Consider the following 25,071-nt stretch of genomic DNA (forward strand, 5'->3'; position numbering starts at 1 on the left):
AAAGCATCACGAATATTCCGTACGCCACGACGTTGAATGAGCTCAAGGCAGCGATCACGCCGGCAGAGAATGCATCATTCGAAGTCTATGATGCAGATGGAACAACCGTAGCGACGGCTTTGGCGACCGGCAAGAAGGTTATTGTTACTGCGCAGGATGGAACCACGAAGGTGACGTATACGGTAACGGTGAACATAAGCAGAATCGCAACATTGACCTCGACGATAGGAACCGTAAGTACGGGCGGAACTGCAAATGAAAGCATCACGAATATTCCGTACGCCACGACGTTGAATGAGCTCAAGGCAGCGATCACGCCGGCAGAGAATGCATCATTCGAAGTCTATGATGCAGGCGGAACAACCGTAGCGACGGCTTTGGCAACCGGCAAGAAGGTTATTGTTACTGCGCAGGATGGAACTACAAAGGTGACGTATACCTTAACGGTGATTTCGGCGTATACAGTGACGTATAACGGTAACGGCGCTATATCTGGTAACGCGCCGACCGACAGTGACTCCTATGCGCAAGGAGCTACCGTATCGGTTTATGGGAACACCGGAAATTTGGTGAAGACGGGCTATACATTCGCAGGCTGGAATACGGCAGTGGACGGGAACGAAACGAGCTACGCCGAAGGGTCTTCTTTCATCATAGGCACATCCAACGTGACGTTATACGCAAAGTGGACGATTAACACTTATACTGTCAGCTTCAACAGCAACGGCGGTCCGGAGGTGGGCAGCCAGCCTGTGAACTATAACAGTATGGCCACAAAACCAACGGATCCGACGAGAAGCGGGTACACGTTCGGCGGGTGGTACAGCGACGGAGGGTTGACGGCCCTGTTCAATTTCATCACTCCGATCACGGCAGATACGACTCTGTATGCAAAGTGGACGGCCAACAACACGGGCGGCTCTTCCAGCAATGGAGGCACTCCGTCCTCAACGTTCCCAAACCCTACAGTGATCTCGACAGACGGAAAGCTAACGCTTTCCATCGGCAAATCCGGTGAGGTTAGTCTGGGAGATGATGTAAAAATTATTATTCCCGCTGATGCTTCGGACAAAGAGTTGAAAATCACGGTAGAAAAAGTGGCAGACACACAAAAGCTGCTTACAAGTAAGGATGTTCTGGTCAGCTCGGTATTCGAAATTCTAAAAAACTTTCCGGAAAATTTCAGCAAGGAGATCACGCTGATCTTTACCTTCGATCCGAAAAAACTAAAGGGTGATCAAAAACCGGTTGTATCTTTCTACGACGAAATAAACAAGGCATGGGTGGAAATCGGCGGCGAGGTCAAAGGAAATACCATATCCGTCAAAGTTAATCACTTCACGAAGTATGCGGTATTCGCAGCAAGTCAAGGCGAAGACGCAGCACCAGGCACGAAGCAGCCGATTAACTTCAGCGATATTTCCGGACACTGGGCTGAGGCGAGCATCAAGCAAGCGGTAAGTTTCGGAATCGTCAATGGTTATCTAGACGGTACATTCAATCCGAACCGTACCGTAACGCGTGCGGAATTTGCGGTTATGCTGATGAATGCTCTCAAGCCGCAAGGGGACGGAGCCCAACTGACGTTTGCTGATAAAGGTAAGATCGCAACATGGGCACAGAAATCGGTCGCGCAAGCGGTACAAGCAGGCATCATTAATGGCTATAAAGACGGCACCTTCCGACCGGACGCCGAAATTACACGTTCGGAGATGGCCGTGATGATCGCAAAAGAGTTGGGGCAGTCAGTTGAAGCTGCAACGGCAACAGGCTTCGCAGACGACAAAGACATTCCGAACTGGGCAAAAGGTGCAGTTGGGGCCATGAAAAAGCTGAGTATAATTGAAGGTAAAGGCGCAAATGCATTTGCTCCGGGCGATAAAGCAACAAGAGCAGAGTCAGTAACGGTTCTTTTGAAATTGTTGGAGAAAAAAGGGGATTAAAGGAATATCAAACAAGGCTGCTTTGAAGTCAAATTCAAAGCAGCCTTGTTTTTTTTGTGCCCGGCATGGGCGATAAGTTAATATTACAACTCTTAATCTTCAAAATAAGGGGAGGCTATAGAATAGGCTCTCTTACAAAGAGTATATTTTATAGCTCGTTTGCCGTACTATCATTAAACAAACCCTCCACACAGCATTGGTACCCGATCCGATGCTAAACCTAGATAGGGAAGTAAGAACACTTGTCACATGTTGATTGTTGCCCATTAACTGGGAAGCGAAACTAATTGTGGTGAGATAAATTGGTGTAACTTAAGAGAGGTATTGCCTCTCTTTTTTTATTCTCTGAGATATTAGCGACGAAATGCGACAACTTTTTTGATGACTACGACAAAATAACTAATATATTGAATTATTGACTAAATATTTAAAGGGGTGTAGTGAGTGAGGCTATTTATTGTAGGTGTTCAGAATGACCGCCTTGCCCGGCTCATTAACGCTACCCTGCCTTTTGTCCACGACGGCATTTTCATTTGGCACAGCTGTCGTGCACGAGGTTCTGCTTGTTCTCTATTCCTTATAGCTGTATCTAAACTGGCAAACAATCCGTATCACTTGACTTAAAAATAAGGTGGTGTCGATACAGCAATCACCAACGTCTCGCCTTTCCACGTATTCTTATAACTATGTGGTATTCTAGCATCGTAATAGATACTGTCCCCTTCTTCTAGTGAGTACCGGTCATTCCCAAGCATGAACTCCAAACAACCCGATTGGACATATAGAAATTCCTCTCCTTCACTGTGACCTACGCCTATATCACCAGAATTTGCACCTTCTTCAAGTACTCCCAAGATTGGGCCCATCTTGTTCCTACTTCCCTGACTAAGCGAAAACCACGTAATACGTGAGCCCTCCGAGTGTACCAACGGTTTGCGCTCGTTTTTTTTTACGACGATGCTTTGTTCTTTTTCCCCAAATAAATCCGTGAAGTTAACGTTTAACGCATTGGCGATTCGTTTCAGAACGCTTATAGACGGATTCGCTTTGTCCCGTTCGATTTCACTGAGAAAAGATAACGAAATGGATGCAACTTTTGTTACCTCTTTGAGCGTTAATTTTTGTGCTTTACGGGTATTTCTGATGATCTCACCAATCGATTTCATCTGTCATTCTCCTATGTTTGCAAATTATTTCGCTGTCAGCGAAATTTATAACCTGATCGTAATTCAAATAACGAGCAATAGCAAGCCCTCATGCATTGGCGCCATTTCGGTGCAAAAACGTTGATTTGACGCCATTTATGGAATATGCTTTTAACATGGTTGATGTGCAAATACGATCCCGGGACATTTACACATAATTCAGCTCAACATACAAATTCATCTTCAGCGAAATTTCAAAGGAGGACGACGAGCCACATGACTAATCATTCAAAAATTTACAGTGTAGGCGATACTACCGTTACCCGTGTTACTGAAATGGTAATCAGCGGCGTTCCACCACAAATTTACTTCCCAGGCACTTGGAACCCCTCTTTTTTGGAAGAGAATAAACAATCCCTCCCCGAGGGTCTAATAGACAACAACTCGCAGCTCATCGTAAGTATTGGTACTTGGGTCGTAAAAACCCCAAAGCATACAATTCTTATTGATACAGCTACTGGAAACAATAAAAATCTTCCATTGAATCCGGATCTGGCCAATCTTCAGCTACCCTATCTAGAGCGGCTTAAAGAAGCTGGCGTTTCCCCAGAAGAAGTTGATTACGTATTACTGACACATTTACATGTGGACCATGTCGGTTGGAATACAAAGCTGGTAGACGGAAAATGGATACCTACTTTTCCAAATGCAAAGTATGTTTTTCCTATTAAGGAGCAAGAGTATTACTCCAGTGAAGCTAGTCATAACAAAGAAAACGAAGCGAACTTTAATGTATATGAAGAAAGCGTACTTCCTATCATAGAGGCTGGCTTGGCGGAAACCATCGGCCCGGAGGGCGGCAAGTTCCTAGATATATTCACATTCATTCCGACTCCCGGTCATAGTATTGGGCAGATGTCCATTCGTCTTGCATCGGGAGGAGAAGAAGCTTTGTTTGGTGCCGATATCATGCATCATCCGTTTCAGGTCCTAAAGCCTGAATGGAATTCCATGTACTGTGAATTCGGCGACCAGGCACGAATCTCGCGCCGCTGGGTATTGGAGTATGTAGCCGACCGCCCCATTATTTATTTCAGCACGCATTTTCCAGAGAGTTCGGCCGGTTATGTCACTCGAAGCGACGACGGTTTCAATTGGCGCTTTATCTAATTCAACGAAGAGAGGCGAAACTAATATGTCTAACAACACATTTGACCCATCTATTTCGATCGTGACGGAAAACATTAATATTGCCAGTGATACGCCTGGTATTGAGCTATCTATCCGCAATAAACGCCCAGATTCCATGAACGCCTTTTCGAATGAAAAGACAATTCTTATGGTCCATGGTGCTACTTATTCAATTAGTAGCTTGTATGATGTAGAACTTGATGGCTTCACCTTCCTTGATTATCTGGCCAGCCATGGTTACGACGTCTATGCGGTAGACGTTCGCGGCTATGGAGGATCGACTAGACCACCCGAGATGGAGCAGCCTGCCGATCAGAACCCTCCACTCGTCCGCACCGAAACAGGGGTTCGTGACTTGGGCTCGGCGGTAGACTACGTCCTAAAACGCCGTAACCTATCGAAGGTCAATGTACTCGGGATGTCTTGGGGCGGTACGGTGGCTGGAGCTTACACAAGCCGCAACAATGACAAAGTGAACAAGCTCTCCCTCATCGCTCCACAATGGTTAAGCACCAAACCGATACCAATCGATACGGGCGGTCCGCTCGGCTCTTATCGTCTTGTACCTGCAGGCAGCACAAAAGAACGCTGGTTAAGCGCTGCTCCTGAAGGAAAACGGGATGGTTTGATTCCGGAGGGCTGGTTCGAAAAATGGGTTGACGCGACTCTGGCTTCCGATCCTAATAACAAATCCATGCATCCCGAGCATATTCGGGCTACCAACGGTCCCATTCTAGACATTCGCGAATATTGGACGGCAGGTAAAGCCTTCTATGACCCTAATGCGATTACCGTACCTGTACTCCTCGTTCACGCGGAGTGGGATATCGACGTACCTCTAGATTTGGCGCAAAGCTTCTTCACTTCCTTAACGGGAGCCGCTTATCGCCGCTGGGTGGAAATCGGAGAAGGTACACATATGGTATTGCTTGAGAAAAATAGAGTTCAAGCTTTTCAGGCCATTCAATCATTTCTTGAAGAAGTATATACACCAGCAGGTCAATAACGACGCAGTATCAGCGGATTTCATTGCGATCTCCTAGATAGAAAGAGACCCGCAGCTCGTTGCTGCGGGTTCTTTATTGGACGAGGTAGACGACAATCCTGATTAACTCTACAAGGAGCTGTCAAAGTTGAAATGCTGAGAATGAGCAAGAAAACAGGAGAAAATAATACTTTAAAGCAGGAGGCATATAAACCATGAATCATACCGCTATAAAATCCGCAAAAGCACCGGCGGCAATCGGTCCTTATTCACAAGCCATTAAATCCGGAGCTTTTATCTATACATCGGGTATGCTCCCAATTGACGTCGAAGGCCAGTTAAAGGATGGAATTCTTGCTCAAACCCACCAGATTATGACGAATCTACAAAACGTATTGTCGGAAGCCGGATTTACTTTGGAGGACGTTGTAAAAACCTCCGTTTTTATGACGGATCTTGATCACTTTGAACAAATGAATGACGTGTACAGCCATTATTTTGGCGTACATCATCCCGCAAGAACAACCGTACAGGTAGCCAAGCTGCCGCGGAATGCCGAGATCGAGATCGAGCTGGTTGCTATCAAAAGTTAGCTTAACTAATTAGGTTAATTCTATAGACACATTTTGAAAGAAGGCGCATCTGCTTGCGAACATATCTGCATCTCTTGCTTTGCGCAACTCTCTATGGAAGCAATTTCGTATTCGGCTCCCTCCTGCTGAGGGAGTTTCCCGCTTTGCACTTATCCGCATATCGGTTGGCCGTTTCTTCCGTGTTCCTAATCGGTTATCTCATCATTGCCAGGCGTATGACCCGATTGTCTTCACACGATATCGTCTATCTGATTCCGCTCGCTATAATTGGGATGTTGTTGCACCAAGTCACTTTCTTTACAGGATTACAGACAATAGACGCAACGACTGCTTCGCTCATTTTATCGCTCTCTCCAATCTTCACCGCCATGCTGGCGCGGCTTTTCCTAAAAGAATCATTCACTCCGCGTATGGCCGCAGGCTCACTGTTTGCGCTTGCCGGCGTATTCTTCGTAGTCAGCCAAGGCAGGGGGCTGCATATCACGCTCACAACTGGCATGGGAATCATCTTTATTTGTATGCTCGCCTTCTCCGGATCTACCATCCTTATGAGAAAGTTGACGGAACGAATGGATGCTCTTAATGCGACCGCATATTCAACTTTTCTCGGCTGTATACTTGTATTTCCAGTTGCCGTATGGCGAGAGCCACACGAACAGAACTCTCATTCCTATGAATGGTGGGTGCTCTTAATCGGCTCAGCACTACTAATTCAGGGCTTATGCGCAATTATTTGGAACAACCAAATACGTAAAGTCGGTGCCGCCAAAGCATCCGTATTCTTGAACCTTCAGCCATTCGTTGCCATGGTACTTGGCCATTTCATGCTCGGAACACCAGTTACGTTTACACAAGTTGGAGGTTCCATCCTCATTGTATGCGGTGTCGTCCTTGCTACTTTGAGTGGGTTGCAGAGAAAGAAATCGCATGGCGACGCTATTTCGCTATCTTCGGCAAAGAGGTAACCCTTTTATGGGCCTCCGTATTCGAATCTCCTTTCAAATTCAGATTAAAGGAGAAACAGAAATGAACTATCGCATTGTCGAGGAAAAAGGCTTCAACAGCAATCGGCAAGGTTATCATCCAGAAAGACCCTTTCACAGAGATACCGGCTTTCATGGAGGTAATTTGGAAGAATGACACGCATGACCAGATTAACGAAGCTGTTGGCAGGCCTGTAGGTTCTCTGTTAAACGGCAATTACTTTGATTTCAGCGAGGATGGTAATAAGAGCTATATGACGGGTGTCGAATTGCCAGAAGGAAGAGGAGTGCCGGATGGGCTGAACATCCTTCAGATTCCTAATCCAAGCTACGCGGTGTTCGATAGTCGAGGATCGATTCCGGACGACATGGAGATCGGGTTAGAAATCCTAAATGTCTGGAAACGAATGTATTCGGAGTGGTGCCCATCTACGAATTTGGTAAATGATGATCACACCGAATCGATTTGCGAAGTATGGATCCCGGTTAGAAGAAAGTCGTGATTTAATTTTAGGCCGCCATTATGGCAGTCTTCATTATATAAAAGATACTTGCCGTTACAGACAGCGCGGTGAACCTTATCATAAGTAGGGCGAAATTTGACGCAAGACAATGGTTGTAACGATGAGAAGCTTTGATCGTGACCAGGGGCTCTTTCCTAACTAAGAAATAGCCCCTCCTTTTTATGTTCAGAGGGAGGTTGGCGTGAAAAGCGATTTTTGTGTAGATGTTTATTTAATCACCACAATCGTTAATAGTTTTTGAAGATCCGCTCTGTTTTGTCCAGTGTGTCGTGTTGTTGCTAGAGAGTGGGGCGAGACCACATGAAGGTTGTTGTTATAGTTCTGACAGCGATAGAATCAACGATTGGCGCCTGACTAAAGGGCTTTTTTCAAAGAGCGGATGACCTTGCACGGATTGCCTACAGCCAAACTATCGGGCGGAATGTCCTTCGTAACGACACTGCCCGCCCCAATCACGCTGTTCGCGCCGATTGTCACTCCTGGCAGGACTATAGCGCCTGCACAGATCCATACATTATCACCAATATGGACTGGATGTGTGTATTCCAATCCCGCTAACCGTTGCTCTACATCCATGGCATGTTCTTCCGTTATAAGACAGACGTTGGGCGCAATAAATACGTTGTTACCAATTGTAATTTTCCCGCTGTCCATGAGCTTGCAATTAACATTGAGAAAAAAATTGTCTCCTACCGTGGTATTGTACCCATAAGTGCAGAAAAGCGGCTGCTCCACAACGCAATTATCTCCTGTTTTTCCCAGTAGTCCGCGAATGGCAGTCCGTCGTGCTTCGTGGTCTAGCGGGTGTATATTGTTATATTCGTATAGCTTTTTCACGGTATCCGCACGGTCTGCGACAAGCTCAGGATCGCCAGGTTGGTATAACAGACCAGCATGCGATTTTTCTTTTTCGTTCATAACATCAACTCCTCTATTCAAAGTATTTTATTATAAGGGATGATAGGGTTCAACTATAAGATTACGCCATTGGTATTATCGAAATTGTGAGGCAGAGACGGCAGAATGGTAAATCAATTTGCAAAAAAGGCACCCTAATCGGGTGCCTTTCGATTTCTCACTTTTGCCTACACTCGCGGCGCCGATGAATGCTTCCATTGACTGACTGGCTCCGAGAAACTCTTAATGGGGTATCCGTATAACTGAAATCACACTACCAGCTCATCTTTAATAGCGACTCTATTAGTACCATTAATCTTGGCGAGATACATGGATTGGTCTGCCACGCGGATGAGATCGAGTTCCGTCATGCCCTCTACCCATAGCGTACAGCCGACGCTAGTGGTCATCGGTAGTTGAAGCTCCTTAATTTGCATTGGTGACTCTAGTTGCCCGATCAAGCGCTTAGCAACCTGCACCAAGTCGTCGTAGCCGTTTTGCAGCCATGCTGCCACCAGGAATTCATCGCCGCCAACGCGTGCTAATAAATCCGCCTCCCGAACGGCTTGCTTGATTCGCTTCGCGAACTCTACAAGTACGAGATCACCAACTTCATGTCCGTAAGTATCGTTGCATTGCTTGAATTTATTCAAATCGAGGTAGAACACTCCGAATAAGCCCTCTTGGCAACTAGCCCGATTAATCCAGCCTTGGATACGAGTGCTAAATCCTCTGCGATTCAACAAGCCCGTCAAAATGTCGCGCTCTGTCAATTGAATAAGCTCGATCTCTAGTTCTTTACGTTTTTCGATCTCGGCTCTTAATTGAATCAATAATTGTTCATAATCGTTAAGTACACGAATTTTGTCATCGTAGTTGATTTGTTTGCCTAACTCTGAGCCTAGGGCGAGCGATAATAATTGTAGCGTTTCAATATCGCGGCCAGAGAAAGAGTCGGAACGGCCGGAGATGACTTTCAACACGCCGATGGCAGCGCTGGAGTCGAACAGGGGAACGCAGACCATGCTCCGTGCGCCGACTCTCATAGTAGCTGCCTTGTCGACGCGATCGTCCTGCTGTGTATCCGGCGAATACAAAATTTCTTTCTCTGTCACGCACAAACCCGACAAGCTGCCGTTCTTTTTTATTCGAATTCCAAGATGAGGCTGCAGGGTACCGCTGACAGCGGCATAAACCATTTCATCGTCCGCCAGCATTTCTATGGTAGAACCGTCGGCATCGGTTAATAGGCACATCCGATCGCAGATGGTCTGCATAAACAACTTCAGATCAAAGTTAGATAACAGCATCTGCTGTTGGACTTCCATTAAAACTTTTAGGCGATGGTTTTCAAGCATCTTCCCAATTCCTCCATACTATGCGTGTAATTATTCGTCATGATTAGATAATATGCTAGCACGTTTAATAAAGTTTGTCAGCCAAGTGCTAGGTTTGACGGTAAGCTGGGATCGCTTCATTTTTTCGCGATATTTAGTGTGGAAATAAGTCCATTCGGGCGGTTTTATATTTTTCTCCGATACCAGATCGTCATCGACGCTGTTTCATCCGATGTGTCAAGATAACTCTAGTGAGTAGGATACGTAGGGCCGAAGGCAACAGAGGCCGGAAAATGGTTCATCTGGCACCTGTCCGGCTCGTTACTGCAGATAACTCCGTTCATTTTGTGTCATATGACATTATGAGACTGGCGGATTTGACATCAAGATCCTTAAAATACATCTACTACTTAGAAAGGATGTGGGCTCTTTGATGGCGAGAACCGTCGTTAGCTTTATTCAAAACGGCTATTTCCTGCTGCTTACTTTCGTCACAGGAATGTTTTACTTCAGTTTTTATCTGGTCGCTCTAACCTTGGGGTTGAGCCTTTCGTTTACTGTCGTGGGCGTTCCTCTCCTGACTCACGTTTTGCGGACGACGACCGCCTTCCTGCAATTTGAAAGAGTACAGACTAAGATCTATACGGACATTACCACCGAGCCTTGCGTTAAATCCTCGAGACCCGATGTGTCGAGCTGGCTTCAAGCGAAAAAGGAGCTGCTGAACGTACGCAACTGGATCGCAATGGGCTGGCTGCTGTTGAAATTCCCGATAGGGATATTAAGTCTGATCAGTGCGGCCTTGCTCTACGCAGCGCCGCTTGTATTAATTGCGGCTCCGTTCCTCTATCGCTTTATCAACCTTTCCTTTATGGGGGTAGATACGATTGCCAAAGCTGTGATGGTGTCGGCCACAGGGGTCGTATTGATGGTGTTGAATTACTGGCTTGCGGGTCGCTTGGCGTACTTGATAGGCGCCTACACACGTCTGATGATCAAGCATGTAAACCGGTAGGCCAAGCCGGGATTTGCACCGTAGGCCGTCCGATGGTAGTTTACTCTATAGCAGTTTATTCAATACTAATTACGTAATGTCATACTGAAGGTCGTTAGGGGTTGATGAATTTGTTCGATATGGTCAAGCAATGGTACTGGTACGACTGGCTCATGTTCATAATCCGCCTGATATGCAGCATTTCGCTCGTGTTTACGACTATAGGGCTGCAAGAATATTTCACGCTGCCTATAGGGGTGCTTATACTGTGGCAGCTGATTGCTTTTTCCGTTCCATGGCTTTGCTTGCAGCTCGGTTACAAATACTACCTGTTTACCGAAATCGTGATCTCGGGCGGGTTGTGTTTGTATCTGGCTGCATTTTTTCCGCAGGCCTATTTCTCATTCCTGCTGTATGCCTTTTTAATTGCTGCCCACAGCGCGCAAAAGACCTATCTCTGGTCAGGGCCTGTATCCATATTGCTCCTGCCCGCCATAATCAAGCTGCTTGCAGAGCAGAGTGAATACTGGGTCATGGCCGTTCACATCGGGCTGGCGTATGTCTTCGGATTCTCCTTCCACTTACTCGCGCTCAATTCTCGTCAAGGCGAAATTATCCGTGAGCAAAATGGAGTGCTGGAGCAGTACCTGTCCCAAATCGAGCGTATCACGCTTGCTGAAGAGCGGAACCGGCTGTCCAAAGAGCTTCACGATACCGTCGGTCATGCCTACACTTCGCTCATTATGGGATTGGAAACGTTGCGTCCTGAGCTGACAACGGATACAGGAGCGGAAAGGCTTGACTCCCTATTGAACCTGGGCCGCAAAAATATGGATGAAGTCAGAAGCTACGTGCATCAAATCGAATCGCCGCATGAGGCGCTTCCGCTGCTTCAGTCTTTGAAGAAGCTGGCGGAGGAGTTTCAAGAGCATGCCAAGGTGACGGTCCGTTTCCATGCCTACGGGGAAGAATACCCTGTAACGAAGCAAGCGAAGACAGCACTTTATCGCTGCCTGCAAGAGTCGTTGACGAATGCTGTGCGTCATGGAAACTCGACAGAGATTAAGGTGTCCGTACAATTCGAGCCCCAGCAGACGAGACTGGAAATCCAAGATAACGGCCGCGGGATGGAAAATGTGAAGGAGGGCTTCGGCTTGAGCGCCATGAAGGAGCGGGCGATGAATTTGCAAGGCCATGTGGCCGTCTATACGGAGCCGGGACAAGGCACTCTAGTTACCTGTACGCTGCCCAGACAAACGGAACTTAAGGATGAAGTCATCCGACTGTTGGTCGTCGATGACCAGCCCTTTATCCGTGAAAGCCTGCGGACTCTGCTGGAGGAGCAGCAGGATTTGCAGGTTGTTGGAACAGCAGAGGATGGTGAGCAAGCGATCGAGCTGTGCAGGCAGGTTCAGCCGCAGCTGGTGCTTATGGATCTGGAAATGCCGAATATGGATGGAATCGCCGCATCTCGTACGATAAAAGAATTGTGGCCCGACATCCGCATTCTGATTCTCACTACGTTCGAGGATACCAGACAGGCTCTCGAGGCAATGCGAAGCGGGGTGGACGGATACTTGTTGAAGTCCATGCAGCCGTTAGAGCTGGCTGAAACGATACGCACCGTCTACCGCGGGGGTACGCTGATCGATCAGGGAATGTCGCACAAATTGTTTGCCCAGCTGGAAGCGGACAATAGCGGGGATGATCCTTCGTTAGTCAAAGAAGCGTCATCGGCCTATGAGTTAACGCCGCGAGAGCTTGAAATTTTACAGTTCGTCTCCAAAGGACTGCGATATAAAAGCATTGCTTCCAAGTTGTATTTATCCGATGGTACGGTTCGAAACTATGCATCATCGGCTTATATGAAGCTGGGGGTCCGCAACCGGGAGGAAGCGGTGCAAAAAGCCAGGGAGGCCGGGCTTTTGGAATAACCCTAAAGGTATGTATTATGGTGGCGGATGCCTGGCATACGGAGTGATAATGCTTCGTATGCCGGCATCCGCCATTTAGATTTTTAAAGGCTTTTATACTTATTCAGAATTAGGGTTTACGTTCATTACCGTTTGACAATTGGCAATGTGTAGTAATCAAATGCCAGATCCAATAAGGCACTCGCTTCCTGCCGCTTCAGTGGCTGCTTGGAACGGAAGTTGATGGAGCCGTCCTTATTGATCTGGGTATCCGGGTCCATGATGCCTTGGGATACAAGGGTTGTGATGGCTTTAACTGCCCAGGCATCCGTTTCGCCACGCAATGTAACCTTCTTGGTTCCAGGCTCAGCTTGTCTCAGGTTTTGGATCATCACTGCCGCCATCTCTCTGGTGATAGGAGAATTAGGCTTATAATTAGGCACTCCGGACAACATCTGCTTCTTGTTGTCTTCAATCGTATAAGGCATGCTTTCCCAGCCATGGGCGTGTAGCAGCAACGCCGAGAACTCACCTTGAGTTAACTTTCCATTCGGATCGAAGCGGGTAGCTGTCTTTCCGTCCATGATCTGTAAAGCACGGAGATTTTGAATATAAGACGCATACTTGCTGTTCGCCGGTACATCAGTGAATCGCGTATCCGTATTTACTTTTTGTGCATAACCCACGTAGTGCGGAAGCGTCATGTAATAGAAATAGGTGATTTTGCCTGCCCCATTTTTTTGAAAGGCTATTTTATTGCCGGCTTCATCCTCAAAGAGTAACGTGTGGATCATTTTCAGCGTACTCTTGCCTAGATCTCCTGTCTCTATAACCAATTTTCCGTTTGAATAGGAAACGTGTGATCTCATGGATCCAAGACGCGTGTTTTGGTACAATCCAACGTAGTCCTTGGCCTGCTGCTCACTGATAGCCGAGTAGGATGGCTTTGGATCCGCTGTTTTTTTAGGATAATAATGATTCATAAATGCCTCATACACGTCGAGACTCATCATGGAGTCGTTATTGTAGGACATGTAGAGCGCTGTATTTTTCTCCGGCAGAAGAACAATCAAGGAAGAATGCCCAGTCACATTTCCCCCTTTGATAACCACATGTTGACCATTCATCTTCTCTTTGAAGTAGCCTTCGAATCCGATGGTTGTGACAGGGATATCTTTGTCAGGGAACACCTGGTAGGTGTGCATTTGCTTGATGCTCTCGGGACTTAAGATTTGTTTTCCTTCATATGTTCCGTTGTTCAGATGCATCATAAGGTACTTCACCATGTCATCTGCGTTGGATACCATGCCGCCGCTAGGCCGATCGGTTGGTATGAATCCCTCCAAGGGGATTAGCTTGCCTTTAGGATCATAATGGGCAGCCATTCTGCTGAGCAGTTCGGGTTTAAACCGCACATTCGTCGAGTTCATGCCCAGCGGTTTGAAAATATTGTCCTCCATATACTGGGCGTATGACGTGCCCGCTACTTGCCCTACCGCATACCCCGCCAGTGTGAACCCAAAATTATCGTAGGTGTAAGCTTCCCCCGGAGGTCTGACCACCGTCGGCATATTCGCTTCAAGAGCCTCCTTCATCGGGTAGAATTGCTTCACATATTCCGGCTTCGATCCTGAGAGGATATCCGGTTTGTCAAAGCCGCTGGTATACGTAAGAAGATCGTACATCGTCAGTTTTTTGCCTGTTTTATTCGGTACCTTCATCCCTCCGAGGTATTCCTGGATATCGTGATGCAAATCAATTTTTCCCTTATCGACCATCTGCATCGCTGCCAATGCCGTGAACTGCTTCGTCACAGAACCAATTTGGAAAACGGTGCTGCTGTCTACCGGAATTTTATTTTCCCTGTCGGCATAACCGTAACCCTTGCTTAACAGCACTTTACCATTCGAAACAACCGCGAAATTAGAACCAACCGTATTATACTTTTTCATCGCGTCCTTAAAAACGCCATCTGCAAAGTTCTCCAGTTCCTTGGAATCCCGCGGTCCCTCCAGTTGCTTAGCATCCTGCGGCGCCTTCAGGCTGGTAACCTCAGATGTAACTGGCGGGGGAGTCTGCGGGGTATTGGCTGCGTTCCCTACTCCCGTACAAGCGTTAATGACTGTACCCGTTAACACCAGAACCGTTAATAGTAGAACTGCGCGATTCTTGCGAATCCATTTCCTCGTACTCTTCGTATTCTTCGTATTCTTCATAAATGATATCTCCTTAACTATTGGATTTGCCTTTTAACCATCGGCTGAGCCCAGTATCGCAAAGGAGTTGTCACACCAACAAGTTGCATTTCGTCATCTATGACATTCAGCTGCTTTGAAAGCGTCATGTGACAATTCGGCACTAGGTTCATTGACAAGGGAGGCATTAAGATACCTGAAAGGGCGATCAATCATTCAGGAGACGAGGACAGTCTCGCTTGCCCAAAGCCATTAGAACTGGAGTGTGGACATCATCGCTTTCATACAAGATATCGTTACCCAGTACGGTTATATTGGCATCTTTCTATGCCTTACGCTTGGCATTATTGGTTTACCTGTGCCTGATGAAGTTCTCATGACGATTGTTGGCTATTTTTCTTCCATTGGGCTGCTTTATTTTCCGGTATCCCTTGTGGTCAGCGTCCTTGGGGCTATGAGTGGTATGCTGTGCAGTTACACCCTTGGGCGGAAGTTCGGCAAGCCGTTGCTGTGGAAGTATGGAAAATGGGTCAGGCTCACGACCAAAAGGTTAGAGAAAACAGAGAACTGGTTCCAGCGTTACGGCCCCTGGGCAATATGCATCGGCTACTATATTCCAGGATTTCGCCATCTGACTTGTTATCTGGCAGGGGTGAGCGCCATGAACCCACGGAAATATATACTCTTCTCGGGCCTCGGAGCCCTATGCTGGTGTGCGATTTTTATTTCAATCGGGTATTTTCTAGGGGGAACTATTGATCTCTCGAATGCTCATGGTTCTTTTTTGGGGTTGTTTTTCTCCAGGCAATAGAGGGCACTCAAAAGAGCTAAATACTTGGCAGAAGAAGATGTAGAGGATAGAGTCAACGTTTCCTTAAGAAAGGAAGGTCCATACACTTGGATAAGCTGGGTTTTCAGGACAAAATCGAACTGCTGCGCGGCCAGTTACACGATTTGGCGAATAGATCAGGAATTACTTCAGGAGTAGTTCTGTTGAAGTCTCAAGAGTTGGACAAGCTGCTGAATGAGTACAGCTTGATGTTGGGGAAGGAAGAGTAAGTGGGGAGTTCGGGGGCCATTGGTGGAGTGTGAGAATAAGGAAGGACTAACCTTCTCGCAGCAGCCTGTATATCATTTAGACCATAGTTTTAGGTAGGGCTGCGATAATAGGCTCCTGTGAGTTTCTTCGTATTACAGAGTGATTCGCTGCTTCGACAAATCATGCACCTATCTCTCTTTACTGTTCTAAAAAAATCCCTTAATAGGTGATTGAGAATTTATGGTAAAATATTACTGAGTCTTTACGTATTATGATCTATTCGCTGCAGTATACGATTATTATCTACAGTTTCTATTGAAAGGAAGAAATTGTATTATGTTCAAATCCGAAGCTTCAGAGATGAAACTAAAAAAAGAATTGGGACAGATGCTCTGCGCTAACCATCTTACAAAGCGGGAGGTTGAGTTGCTATTCTACTGGATTAATGATCATGACTATAGAGAAATCGGAGACATACTCTTAATCAGTGAAAAAACAGTTCGTAAGCATATCCAGAATATTAACCTCAAACTTGGTACTCACTCCAAAAGCGGCATTCTTATGCTTATCGTCCTTTATTTGCTGGAGAATATCGTCTAGACTGCTCAGTGTCTTGACAGAATTGGTATGAATCTAAACATGTACATAGAATTTTATAATATTAGTTTTCAAAAACATACTGCATATGTAGTATGTTTTTTTGGTAAAGAAAGTATTATGATGACTTATGTAAGTTAAAAAATGGTATTTTTGTAATGGTGATATCTACTACTCTATTAATTATAAATGTAGTAAAACCTCTACACATCATAAATGCATTCTTGTTTTGGACAGCTGGCCAGCTTTCAAATAAATAAGTTAAAACTATACGATAGGAAAAGAGGATTTATATGCGATTTAATAAAGCAATTTGTTTACTTACACTAAGCTCAGTACTGCTAGTTCCATTAGTAGCAAATGCGGAAGCTGAAAATAACAATATTGAGATCCAGACTCAAGGCATTCAGCCAGTCCAAGAAAAGTTGGATTCATTTATTACAAAAGCACGTGATTTGTCTGTTGAATATTCAGCATCAAATAAACTGAAAACAAACAGTTTAGTATCTTTGCCTGAGACTTTTGACTATACATATGTGGAAGGAGATACTGGATATTTTTACGAGAAATCTTCGTTAGATAGTAAGGAGTTTGTGATAACCTACCCTGTAGATAGAGTAGACAGCGCAGAAGAAGCTGAAACCTTATCTAACCCAATGAATCTTCAGACAGCTGCTGCCGATGCTATCCCTAGTGGTATTGGCGGACGAGCTACTATTCAAAAAAACGGTAGTATCGGTACCTTTGTTATGCATACTCCAACTTCAACAACCGGTCCAACATCGCGGACTTATATTTATAGTGGCTTCTCCGGCGCAGGGAAAAATAAGTTGGGTACAAGTGCAAGATCAATTGAAGCCGATATGGGACTGGTATACTCCAATTACTATGGGGTCAACAAGTGGCAGCCTATTATTAACTACTACTGGGGAAGTGAGGCGGATGGGCATACAACTCCAGGAGATCGTATAAGTCCATATAATGAGATTTGGTATAAGAATGGATATGTGCCCGGGAAGGATGTTAATGTAACCATCTATCGAAATCTAAATAACAATACCAGATTATCAACAAGTGGGTATGCAGTATTTGCGGACCATGAGGGTAACGGAACAAACACATATCTCACTGCTGTGACAGAAGTAGCCAACACGTATGTTTCTAGCACCACTAGTTGGAAGTACCTAGTGACAATTGCCGATACAGTAGTCGATAAAGTGCCGCAAGGCGATGCTGCCGGGGCAGTCACAGGCTCATTCGCAAATATTCTTATAGACAATGTCGCCTCCACCCCTGTTCTCAACGCAACAGATTTCGCTAATGTATCAATTAGCGGCAATAATGCAACGATATCCGTTTCAAAATAATTCAATATACATGTATACTACAGATACAGGATAATCAGATTGAAGACACCTTATATAAATGATAACATTTGAGTATTTTCAGGTATTATCGCTAAGGTGTCTTCTTTCAGTATATTACCGAAAGGTGGTCGCTTTGATTATGAAACGAAAGATGATCTTCGGTCTAGTGCTCGCCCTTTGTTTATCCATGCCTTTGAGTGGTATGGCGTCTGCGAAAGCCGCAACGGTAACTTCACCCATCCTTTTGAAAATTAATCAATACTACGTAATCTACACCGCGCCTCAATCACCTTATCTTGATCAGAATAATCGCTTGATGGTTCCCCTGCGGAGTCTATCCGATTTATTGGCTGCGGAAGTCACTTATGATGCCGTGAACAAAAGCGCAGTAATCTCCAGAAAGAACTACCTCCATGAAACAGAGGAAAACTATAGCTTAAAGATGAGCATTGGTGTAAAAGACATTGAAATTAATGGTACAGCATCCCAAATGGATACCATTCCGGTCTTGATTCAAGGGAGTATGTACATTCCGCTTAGTGTAGTTACCAAAGCTTTTCATCTGGATACAAAGTGGGATTCGAAGCAAAGAATAACACATCTATATGAAGATCCTGCTTATCTTCCTCCCGGAATCGTAAGCGACGAAGAGCATGTTCTGGGCCAACATTCCGATCCTTCTGTTAGACCCATACAATCCTTCATTCAAACTGATAATAAAGACGGAATCCCTCTTATCAAAATGAAGCTGACTTCTCTTAATGAAGGAAAGTCGACGGTAGGGGATAATCACTATTTGCGTTTTTATGTTCAAGACTCCAACTTTAGCCATTTTGACGTCTATAACCAAGTCCAAACGAAGTCGGGTACCACCTTCTCCGTGGAGACTACAAATACCATTTTGGCTAAATCGCTTCGGTACGTTCTGGTTGATGCATGCGTGGATTAGACTCGATCCCCATAATCACGAAGCTCAATATCTAGCCGCTTGTCCAGCGAGCAGGCCCACACGAGTGATAACAACAAAACAGGCGAGGGGGAAGCTGACACTCCCCCTCGCCTATTCATATTTACACAGTTCTTCTAGTGTCCCGTCACTTCTAGCTCTCCCAGTAGCAACACGCTCCTACTAAGGCCTAACCAAATTACTCCGGAGTCCCCTGCGTCACCCCATGAATATAAGTCAACGTCGGGCTATCCACCGCCCCTTGCCCCGGATTATAAGTGAAGAAGTACTCGACGGTATCTCCTTGTTGCAGGTTATTTACAGGATAGGTATAGTTACCGTTCCCTACCGCGGTCATGGCTACGTTCTGCTGCCCGCCGTTATTGATCTTATAATGTAAGTCGGCAAAGGTTGCACCATTCACATAGAAGGTCAAGTTATTGCCGGTTTTCTTCAGGCCTTTCACCGCGTCGCCGACGATGATCGTACCGGATGATGATGACGGTACAACAGTGATGGTGGAGACGGCTGTTTTATTGCCATCCGCTGTTGTAGCTGTAACGGTTGTCGTACCTGGAGCGAGGCCGGTCACGGTACCGTTTTGGCTCACGGAAGCGATGCTGTTGCCTGACACGCTCCAAGTGACCTGTTTATTGGTTGCATTGGACGGGGCTACACTCGCGTTCAGCTGTACAGTCTTTCCGACTTCCACCTGTGCGTTGGTCTGATTAAGCGTTACACCGGTAACCGGTACGTTGTTACCCGGATTCTCGCTGTTTCCTTCTTTATACACACGTACATAATCGACCTGCATCGTTGCAGGGATATCAGACGGATCTGGGGTATTTAAATTATCAAAGTATCCACCGATCGCCAGATTCATAATGAGGTAGAATGGCTTATCGAATGGGGCGTTTGGACTGTTGGGTGCGGCTGTGGAATACCATTGATCTCTGCTGACTTTGAAGAAGAAATTGCCGTCCACGTACCATTTCATGTTATCTTCTTCCCAGACCATGGAATACACACGATAGTCATTCGCGAAGGTCTGGCCTTCAGGGAAGTGATATTCACCCGCAATATATCTGTTAACCGGCCATTGTCCGCCAAAGTGTATGGCGCCGCTGGTTGTGCCTGGCAAACGTCCTTTGGCTTCCATAATATCAATTTCACCGGATGCAGCCCATGCACCATATGCGGAATCTTCTGGGAGCATCCAAAGTGCTGGCCAGACGCCATTGCCTGTAGGCAGCTTGGCACGAATATCTACTCTTCCGTACTGGAAGGACAGATGATCTTTGGTGTTGATTTTACCAGAGGAGTATTGTGCGAACCGGTTAGGGTCCTGTGGAAAGGATTTGGAATCGTGCAAGACTCTGATGTTCAGCTTTCCATCTTCTACAAATATATTTTGTGGACTGTCTGTATAGTGCTGCAGCTCCGCATTTCCCCAACCCCAGCTATGAGGATCGTTGCTGATGTAATAGCCTTGTTCATAATTCCATTTGCTCATATCGAGCGACGTTCCGTTGAATTCATCCTGCCAAATAAGATTCATGCCGGCGATCGTCGGATCGGTTGGTGTTCCGATGACAATGTCATCATGGTCGGATACATCCGGACGTGGGGCATTTGGATTGCCAATAAAGGTATAGTAGACGAAATTATTTCCCACACTGCCGCCCGCTTGACCATTCAATGGATAGCCGATGCGGATCTGCATATCCTCCTGGATCGGTTGGAACCAGAGTCCGTAGATATAGTCAGCCCAGTACCCCCATTGATTGGCATCGGACATGTGGTTGTAGCCATTCGCGGCGTATACGAATCGGCTCTGACTGGAGTCACTCATAGCCACCCATTGTCCGTTAATGTTAATCTGGTATACGTATTTTCCAAGCTCGGTGCCGATTGGCGCTCCTCCATCAATCTTGGGCAGTGGTACGCCTATGACGCCGTTTACATCTGCTGTGTAGGTTGTTCCATCATAGGGAGTAAGCACATACGAATTTCTTACAGGTTCATTAAAAGTGATCGTATAAACGACGTTAGCCGAGGAAGTTTTCGACTCTAATTTGACGTTCATAGACTCCGTTACAGTAAACCAATAGCCACCGCCGCCTTCGGTGAATTGTCCAAAGTTGTTATCATAGATCCAGCCGCTGGCTGCGTTATTGTTAATATCAATCCATGTACTGCTGTTTACAGGTTTTACGAACACCTTCAAATCATCAGCCACAGCTTGATAGGTTATGGACGGATCATTGTTGAAGGTGGGATAGGTAAAGCCTGCACTGCCTGTGAAACCTGCTGTAATCTGCGGCCCTTGTGTGGGTGCCATGGCAGTGATATTTGTTTTGTTTATGTTTTGAAAAACAAGGGTGTAATCAAGGGTAACTCCAGTAGCTTTGGAGAATAACTGAATCTCAGTTGTTGCGGAGAGAGTGAACCAATAGCCGTTCAAGCCGCCGTCGCTCCAGTGCCCCCAGTTTTGGTTATAGGTGTAGCCACCGGCGCTATCAATATCAACCCAGTTGCCAGCTACTTTCACATTTACGCCTACATCATCTGAAACAGTATTCCAGGTCGCAGAGCCTCCATTGAATATAGGCATGACAAAACCGAAGCTAGCTTGCCCAACCCCTGATTGGGAGATGACAGGTCCGTCTGCTGCTGAAAAATAATCCATAGAGGTAACGGTCGTTCCTGCTGCCTGAACCTTTGAAGTTGGCAATAGGCCGACGCCAGCCAGCAGTACTACTGCTAAGAACAAACTCAATATCTTGTGCATCAACCTGTGTTCCGTTTTGTAAAGTCTCGTCATACTTATCCTCCTGTAATAAAATATTAGAATTCGAAACCGCTTTCAATTAGTGACATCTTTATTCTATCGAATGTAATAATGGGGTTAAAGGTACAATAATTTTTGTTATAACCCATTTTTTTGGCTTTTGATGATATTTGCTCGTTCCAAGCAAGGATACCGCCCGATTTATAGAGCTGTATCCTGGTATTCTCCTTCACGATCATACTTGCGACGCATCAGTTGCCGATATTCTGTGGGTTGCATGTCCATGACTTCCCGAAAGGTCCGTGTAAAGCTCTTGTAGCTTTCATACCCGACCATGGTGGCTATCTCCACGATTTTATGGTCAGTTTCGGCCAGCAGACGCCGTGCTTTATCGAGGCGCACATCGCGCAGGTATTCTGCAAAGCCTTTACCGATATTCTTCTTGAACAGGTTTGAAAAATAGGCATAATTAAGCGACACGTGGTTGGACACCATCGCGAGGTCTAGCGGTTTATGATAGCTTTCGTGTATAAAACGTATGGCTTCATTCAAATCCTGCGTGTTGCGATAGCTGCACTTATATTCATAATAGAACTGGTTCAGCCGAAGCAGCTGTTGTTGCAGCGCCTGAATATAATCGCGAATGCCATGATAATCAAATAGATTACGCAAGCATTCGATGTCCAGCGTTTCTTCCCCCATATACGGTCGGATCACTCGCACATATTCCTCCAGCATCTGTACAATGGCACGCGATAACTGCTGTGTGTAGCGAATGTGATAGCGTTGTAGGGTATCTTTGTGAAACACCTTGGAAATGCCCTGGGTGATTGTACCGCTGTTCTTGGTGCCGATTAGCTGAAACAGGGCATATAGCTCCTCATAGGGAAGCTCCCATTGCTGCTCTAGCCGCTCCATATGTGTTGGCAGAATGCAGTTTCGTTCTGGAAAAAGGTAACTGTGGTGATATAGCTCTAAAGCTTGTGTATAACTATTAGGCAGCTCTTTTAATCCTAGCTGCGGACCGGTCATGGCAGTAATGGCATCCTTCTGCGCTGCCTTGAGGGCGGCGGGGAAGGATGCTGGATCTACAGCCGCATCCACTGCGAGGATCAGGTACGGGCGGTGTTGCAGGCATATACATCCCTCACTGCCATATACACGGTAGGCAATGGATTCTATGCTGTGGCTACTGTCGGCTCCCGGTTGATTAATCCATAGCTCCTCTCGCAGCAGACACAGGCGGTAATTCTGCCACAGCTCTGGATTCTGCCCCTGGGTCTGGAGCACCCATGCCTCATCGCTCATCGCGCCCTGCATGTACATACTTAGCTCTTTGCGGTCTGTTTCTTGGGCGCGGCGCGAGATATGCTCCATATTGCGCGAGAGCGCCTGCCGTGTTCGTATTTCCTGCTCTACATGCTCCACGGCGGTCTGCAGATCTTCGCGTTTCACAGGCTTGAGCAGGTAGCCTTTGGCCCCAAGCCCGATGGCCCTTTGCGCATAGGCAAAATCGCTATAGCCGCTAATAATCAGGAAATCGACCTCGATGTGCTCCTCTTTGGTCTGCGCCATTAGCGTCAGTCCATCCATATCGGGCATTCGGATATCGGTAATCACCAGTTGGATGACGTGCTGACGCAATATTTCCAGTGCCTCAATCCCGTTTACGGCACAGTAAATGTTATCAAGCTGCAGAGGAAATTGGCGCAGCATGGCCTGCAGCCCATCGCGAATATGCTTTTGATCGTCCACAATCAGAATATTGATCATGCTCTACCATCCTCCAAGATTCACATTTTCCCATGGCAATCGTATAGTTACACAGGTATAGTCGCCCTGCACGCTGTCAATCCAAAGGCCACAGCCCTGGCCGTAATGAAGCTGTAAACGCTTATGCACGTTCTCCAGACCCAGTCCGTTTTTGCTAGTAACGATTGGTTTATCAGATTCGCCGCGTAATACAGCCTGTAAGCTGGCTAGCATCTCAGGGTCAACACCTGCGCCGTCATCTCGTATCTGGATTAGCAGCAGGCTGTTATTTTCTACGGATACGGTAATTTGGATGTGTACACTGCCGCCCGAAGGCGCTGCGTGATGAACGGCATTCTCGACGATGGGCTGCATGCACATTTTAGGAATCGTATAGCGCAGTACCTCCTGAGGAAGATCCGCCGTCAATACGATGTTGCCGCCTTCCATAAAGTTTATGAAGCGGACATAGCTGTGTATGTTGGACAGTTCTTCGCTAAGGGCAACTGTATCGCTGCGCCACTGCATGCTGTATCGTAGCTGCGAGCCTAATGACACCAACGCGTCGGCGATTGCTGGTTGCCGCTGAACCTCTGCCAGCATTCGGATTGATTCCAGCGCGTTATACAAAAAGTGAGAGTTAATCTGCGAATGCAGCGAGTGTAGCTGTGCGTTTTTGGCGATTAGCTGCTTATCCACCACCTGTGTCATCAGCTGTTTGATCTCATCTAGCATACTATTGTAGCTAACGGCCACCTCGTCGATTTCATCGCCGGGTTCATTTTCACCAAGGCCGGTATTAATTTTTGCATCCAGTTGACCTTGTCGCACCTTGCGCATAGAAACCAGCACCCTGTCTAACCGGCGGAAAATGCGCCGGGTGGTATGCGAAACGAGCAGCAGCATCAACAGCAGCACACATAATGTGATTGCTACTACGAGTAGATACCAGCTTCGCGGACCCTTCATCAAGTCTTGATGGGAGGCGATATCCACCACATAGGCGTTCAGTGGAGCGATGTAGCGATAGAGTGCATAGTAAGTATGATCCCCTACACTGACCTTAATAGGGCTATTCTGCTGTAGTACATCCAGCCGCTGGTGGATGCTGCCAAGAATCTCGTTTAGCTCGTTCCCAGTCGTTTGAGGAAACACATGCCGGGGATTATATACATTCCGAGCAGGATTACTTCCGTCCATCACCACAGAGAAAAAATCTCCGCCGTTCTCCTCGAAGAGGTCGCTGAAAAACACGCTATGCGGGGTGCGAACCTCCATAATAGTGGGGAGTTTCTGCTGTTGCCCCTGAAGGCGTACCAGCCGGTAATAGGACAGCGTATGCTCGCCATTTTTAAAAGCGAATAAGCGGTGTGCCGCGCCGCCTTCCTCCCGTAGCGTCACCCAATAGTTCTGCGGCCAGAACTTGTCATAATGATAGATTTCGGGCCAAATCTCAAACAGATTTGGGTTATCGACATAGAAGCTGAGTTCACTGATCATCTCATGGCTTTGAATAATATTATGCATCTGCTCAAATTGATTTTGTCTGAATTTCACAAGACGCAGGCCATCCCCGCGCATGTTGGAGTGAATAAAATCTACAAATGCCTTTTGATTCAGCGCAGTAGAGGAAGCGCTCTCAATAATGCCCAGTCTGCTGCGCAGCTGTTCGTTAAGCCGTGAGACATGACTGCTGCCGGTGGCCATTGCATCCTTGTATAACTGGTTCTCCTGTGTGCGGATAAATAAAAGGGATACCAAAATCCCAGGGATGACAATCAGCATACTAAAGGCTAGAAATAATTTCTTGGATATACGCGAATTGCGGTAAAGCTTCTTCACTTTGGTCAGCAGATACGTCATTCAAATAGCCTCCCTA

At 46.4% G+C, this 25,071-nt stretch carries 20 protein-coding genes; 13 read left to right on the forward strand and 7 right to left on the reverse strand.

The genetic code is table 11. The features are described 5' to 3' along the window. Positions 1–1,943, forward strand: a 1,943-nt coding sequence (locus ACFVRY_RS22390; RefSeq protein WP_387502520.1) for an S-layer homology domain-containing protein, incomplete at its 5' end; no start/stop codon positions are given. Between the two features lie 620 nt (positions 1,944–2,563). On the opposite strand, the gene ACFVRY_RS22395 is transcribed toward ACFVRY_RS22390, so the two are convergent. Further along, the gene (locus ACFVRY_RS22395; protein ID WP_387502521.1) at positions 2,564–3,109 is read right to left on the reverse strand and encodes a helix-turn-helix domain-containing protein; all 546 of its coding nucleotides are present in this window, start codon (positions 3,107–3,109) and stop codon (positions 2,564–2,566) included. A gap of 255 nt (positions 3,110–3,364) precedes the next feature. Between ACFVRY_RS22395 and ACFVRY_RS22400 the strand changes: the two genes are divergently transcribed. From ACFVRY_RS22400 to ACFVRY_RS22420, 5 genes are all read left to right on the forward strand, one after another. Next, on the forward strand, positions 3,365–4,258 hold the full coding sequence (locus tag ACFVRY_RS22400) for an MBL fold metallo-hydrolase (RefSeq protein ID WP_387502522.1): 894 nt from the start codon (positions 3,365–3,367) through the stop codon (positions 4,256–4,258). A gap of 25 nt (positions 4,259–4,283) precedes the next feature. Then, positions 4,284–5,285 (forward strand): alpha/beta hydrolase, encoded by a 1,002-nt coding sequence (locus ACFVRY_RS22405; RefSeq protein ID WP_387502523.1) that lies wholly within the window; start codon positions 4,284–4,286, stop codon positions 5,283–5,285. A gap of 194 nt (positions 5,286–5,479) precedes the next feature. After that, entirely contained in the window at positions 5,480–5,857 is a 378-nt protein-coding gene (locus ACFVRY_RS22410) for a Rid family detoxifying hydrolase (protein WP_387502524.1), read from the forward strand. Positions 5,858–5,931: 74 nt separating this feature from the next. Continuing rightward, positions 5,932–6,822 carry a DMT family transporter gene (locus tag ACFVRY_RS22415; RefSeq protein ID WP_387502525.1) on the forward strand — a complete coding sequence of 297 codons (891 nt, stop codon included), beginning with the start codon at positions 5,932–5,934 and terminating at the stop codon, positions 6,820–6,822. Between the two features lie 152 nt (positions 6,823–6,974). After that, the gene (locus tag ACFVRY_RS22420; RefSeq protein WP_387502526.1) at positions 6,975–7,343 is read left to right on the forward strand and encodes a GyrI-like domain-containing protein; all 369 of its coding nucleotides are present in this window, start codon (positions 6,975–6,977) and stop codon (positions 7,341–7,343) included. A 375-nt stretch (positions 7,344–7,718) separates the two neighbouring features. Here the strand turns inward: ACFVRY_RS22420 and ACFVRY_RS22425 are convergent, their stop codons facing one another. Together ACFVRY_RS22425 and ACFVRY_RS22430 are read right to left on the reverse strand one after the other, a co-directional pair. Beyond that, positions 7,719–8,282, reverse strand: a complete 564-nt coding sequence (locus tag ACFVRY_RS22425; protein ID WP_387502527.1) for a sugar O-acetyltransferase — start codon at positions 8,280–8,282, stop codon at positions 7,719–7,721. Between the two features lie 248 nt (positions 8,283–8,530). Next, positions 8,531–9,619, reverse strand: a complete 1,089-nt coding sequence (locus tag ACFVRY_RS22430) for a sensor domain-containing diguanylate cyclase (RefSeq protein WP_387502528.1) — start codon at positions 9,617–9,619, stop codon at positions 8,531–8,533. Positions 9,620–10,031: 412 nt separating this feature from the next. Here ACFVRY_RS22430 and ACFVRY_RS22435 point away from each other — a divergent pair, with 412 nt between their 5' ends. After that, entirely contained in the window at positions 10,032–10,613 is a 582-nt protein-coding gene (locus ACFVRY_RS22435) for a sensor domain-containing protein (RefSeq protein WP_387502709.1), read from the forward strand. 119 nt (positions 10,614–10,732) lie between these two features. Beyond that, complete coding sequence (locus ACFVRY_RS22440; RefSeq protein WP_387502710.1) at positions 10,733–12,526, forward strand: response regulator; 1,794 nt, start codon at positions 10,733–10,735, stop codon at positions 12,524–12,526. Between the two features lie 125 nt (positions 12,527–12,651). On the opposite strand, the gene ACFVRY_RS22445 is transcribed toward ACFVRY_RS22440, so the two are convergent. Then, a complete protein-coding gene (locus ACFVRY_RS22445) occupies positions 12,652–14,721 on the reverse strand; it encodes a serine hydrolase domain-containing protein (RefSeq protein ID WP_387502529.1) in 2,070 nt (689 codons plus the stop codon). A 253-nt stretch (positions 14,722–14,974) separates the two neighbouring features. On the opposite strand from ACFVRY_RS22445, the gene ACFVRY_RS22450 reads away from it, so the two are divergent. The 5 genes from ACFVRY_RS22450 (at position 14,975) to ACFVRY_RS22470 (ending at position 18,652) form a co-directional block, all read left to right on the forward strand. Then, positions 14,975–15,511, forward strand: coding sequence for a DedA family protein (locus ACFVRY_RS22450; RefSeq protein WP_387502711.1), 537 nt, complete (start codon positions 14,975–14,977; stop codon positions 15,509–15,511). Between the two features lie 86 nt (positions 15,512–15,597). Then, positions 15,598–15,759, forward strand: a complete 162-nt coding sequence (locus ACFVRY_RS22455; protein WP_387502530.1) for a Spo0E family sporulation regulatory protein-aspartic acid phosphatase — start codon at positions 15,598–15,600, stop codon at positions 15,757–15,759. Positions 15,760–16,075: 316 nt separating this feature from the next. Then, a complete protein-coding gene (locus ACFVRY_RS22460; protein ID WP_387502531.1) occupies positions 16,076–16,339 on the forward strand; it encodes a helix-turn-helix transcriptional regulator in 264 nt (87 codons plus the stop codon). Between the two features lie 290 nt (positions 16,340–16,629). Beyond that, positions 16,630–17,703, forward strand: coding sequence for a YrpD family protein (locus tag ACFVRY_RS22465; protein WP_387502532.1), 1,074 nt, complete (start codon positions 16,630–16,632; stop codon positions 17,701–17,703). 139 nt (positions 17,704–17,842) lie between these two features. Continuing rightward, positions 17,843–18,652: a copper amine oxidase N-terminal domain-containing protein gene (locus ACFVRY_RS22470; RefSeq protein WP_387502533.1), complete on the forward strand. Its 810-nt coding sequence runs from the start codon at positions 17,843–17,845 to the stop codon at positions 18,650–18,652. Positions 18,653–18,848: 196 nt separating this feature from the next. On the opposite strand, the gene ACFVRY_RS22475 is transcribed toward ACFVRY_RS22470, so the two are convergent. The 3 genes from ACFVRY_RS22475 to ACFVRY_RS22485 form a co-directional block, all read right to left on the reverse strand. Next, entirely contained in the window at positions 18,849–21,473 is a 2,625-nt protein-coding gene (locus ACFVRY_RS22475; RefSeq protein ID WP_387502534.1) for a family 16 glycosylhydrolase, read from the reverse strand. A 168-nt stretch (positions 21,474–21,641) separates the two neighbouring features. Beyond that, on the reverse strand, positions 21,642–23,213 hold the full coding sequence (locus ACFVRY_RS22480; protein ID WP_387502535.1) for a response regulator: 1,572 nt from the start codon (positions 23,211–23,213) through the stop codon (positions 21,642–21,644). 3 nt (positions 23,214–23,216) lie between these two features. Further along, a complete protein-coding gene (locus tag ACFVRY_RS22485) occupies positions 23,217–25,055 on the reverse strand; it encodes a sensor histidine kinase (protein ID WP_387502536.1) in 1,839 nt (612 codons plus the stop codon). Positions 25,056–25,071: the final 16 nt, after the last annotated feature.

The sequence above is a fragment of the Paenibacillus sp. NPDC057934 genome, assembly GCF_042887565.1.
Lineage (GTDB): Bacteria > Bacillota > Bacilli > Paenibacillales > Paenibacillaceae > Paenibacillus_AQ.

Coding starts and splice junctions, on each gene's coding strand:
- ACFVRY_RS22395 (WP_387502521.1), bottom strand. CDS start 3,109: ATGAAATCGATTGGTGAGATCATCAGAAATACCCGTAAAGCACAAAAA.
- ACFVRY_RS22400 (WP_387502522.1), top strand. CDS start 3,365: ATGACTAATCATTCAAAAATTTACAGTGTAGGCGATACTACCGTTACC.
- ACFVRY_RS22405 (WP_387502523.1), top strand. CDS start 4,284: ATGTCTAACAACACATTTGACCCATCTATTTCGATCGTGACGGAAAAC.
- ACFVRY_RS22410 (WP_387502524.1), top strand. CDS start 5,480: ATGAATCATACCGCTATAAAATCCGCAAAAGCACCGGCGGCAATCGGT.
- ACFVRY_RS22420 (WP_387502526.1), top strand. CDS start 6,975: ATGGAGGTAATTTGGAAGAATGACACGCATGACCAGATTAACGAAGCT.
- ACFVRY_RS22425 (WP_387502527.1), bottom strand. CDS start 8,282: ATGAACGAAAAAGAAAAATCGCATGCTGGTCTGTTATACCAACCTGGC.
- ACFVRY_RS22430 (WP_387502528.1), bottom strand. CDS start 9,619: ATGCTTGAAAACCATCGCCTAAAAGTTTTAATGGAAGTCCAACAGCAG.
- ACFVRY_RS22435 (WP_387502709.1), top strand. CDS start 10,032: ATGGCGAGAACCGTCGTTAGCTTTATTCAAAACGGCTATTTCCTGCTG.
- ACFVRY_RS22440 (WP_387502710.1), top strand. CDS start 10,733: ATGGTCAAGCAATGGTACTGGTACGACTGGCTCATGTTCATAATCCGC.
- ACFVRY_RS22445 (WP_387502529.1), bottom strand. CDS start 14,721: ATGAAGAATACGAAGAATACGAAGAGTACGAGGAAATGGATTCGCAAG.
- ACFVRY_RS22460 (WP_387502531.1), top strand. CDS start 16,076: ATGTTCAAATCCGAAGCTTCAGAGATGAAACTAAAAAAAGAATTGGGA.
- ACFVRY_RS22465 (WP_387502532.1), top strand. CDS start 16,630: ATGCGATTTAATAAAGCAATTTGTTTACTTACACTAAGCTCAGTACTG.
- ACFVRY_RS22470 (WP_387502533.1), top strand. CDS start 17,843: ATGAAACGAAAGATGATCTTCGGTCTAGTGCTCGCCCTTTGTTTATCC.
- ACFVRY_RS22475 (WP_387502534.1), bottom strand. CDS start 21,473: ATGACGAGACTTTACAAAACGGAACACAGGTTGATGCACAAGATATTG.
- ACFVRY_RS22480 (WP_387502535.1), bottom strand. CDS start 23,213: ATGATCAATATTCTGATTGTGGACGATCAAAAGCATATTCGCGATGGG.
- ACFVRY_RS22485 (WP_387502536.1), bottom strand. CDS start 25,055: ATGACGTATCTGCTGACCAAAGTGAAGAAGCTTTACCGCAATTCGCGT.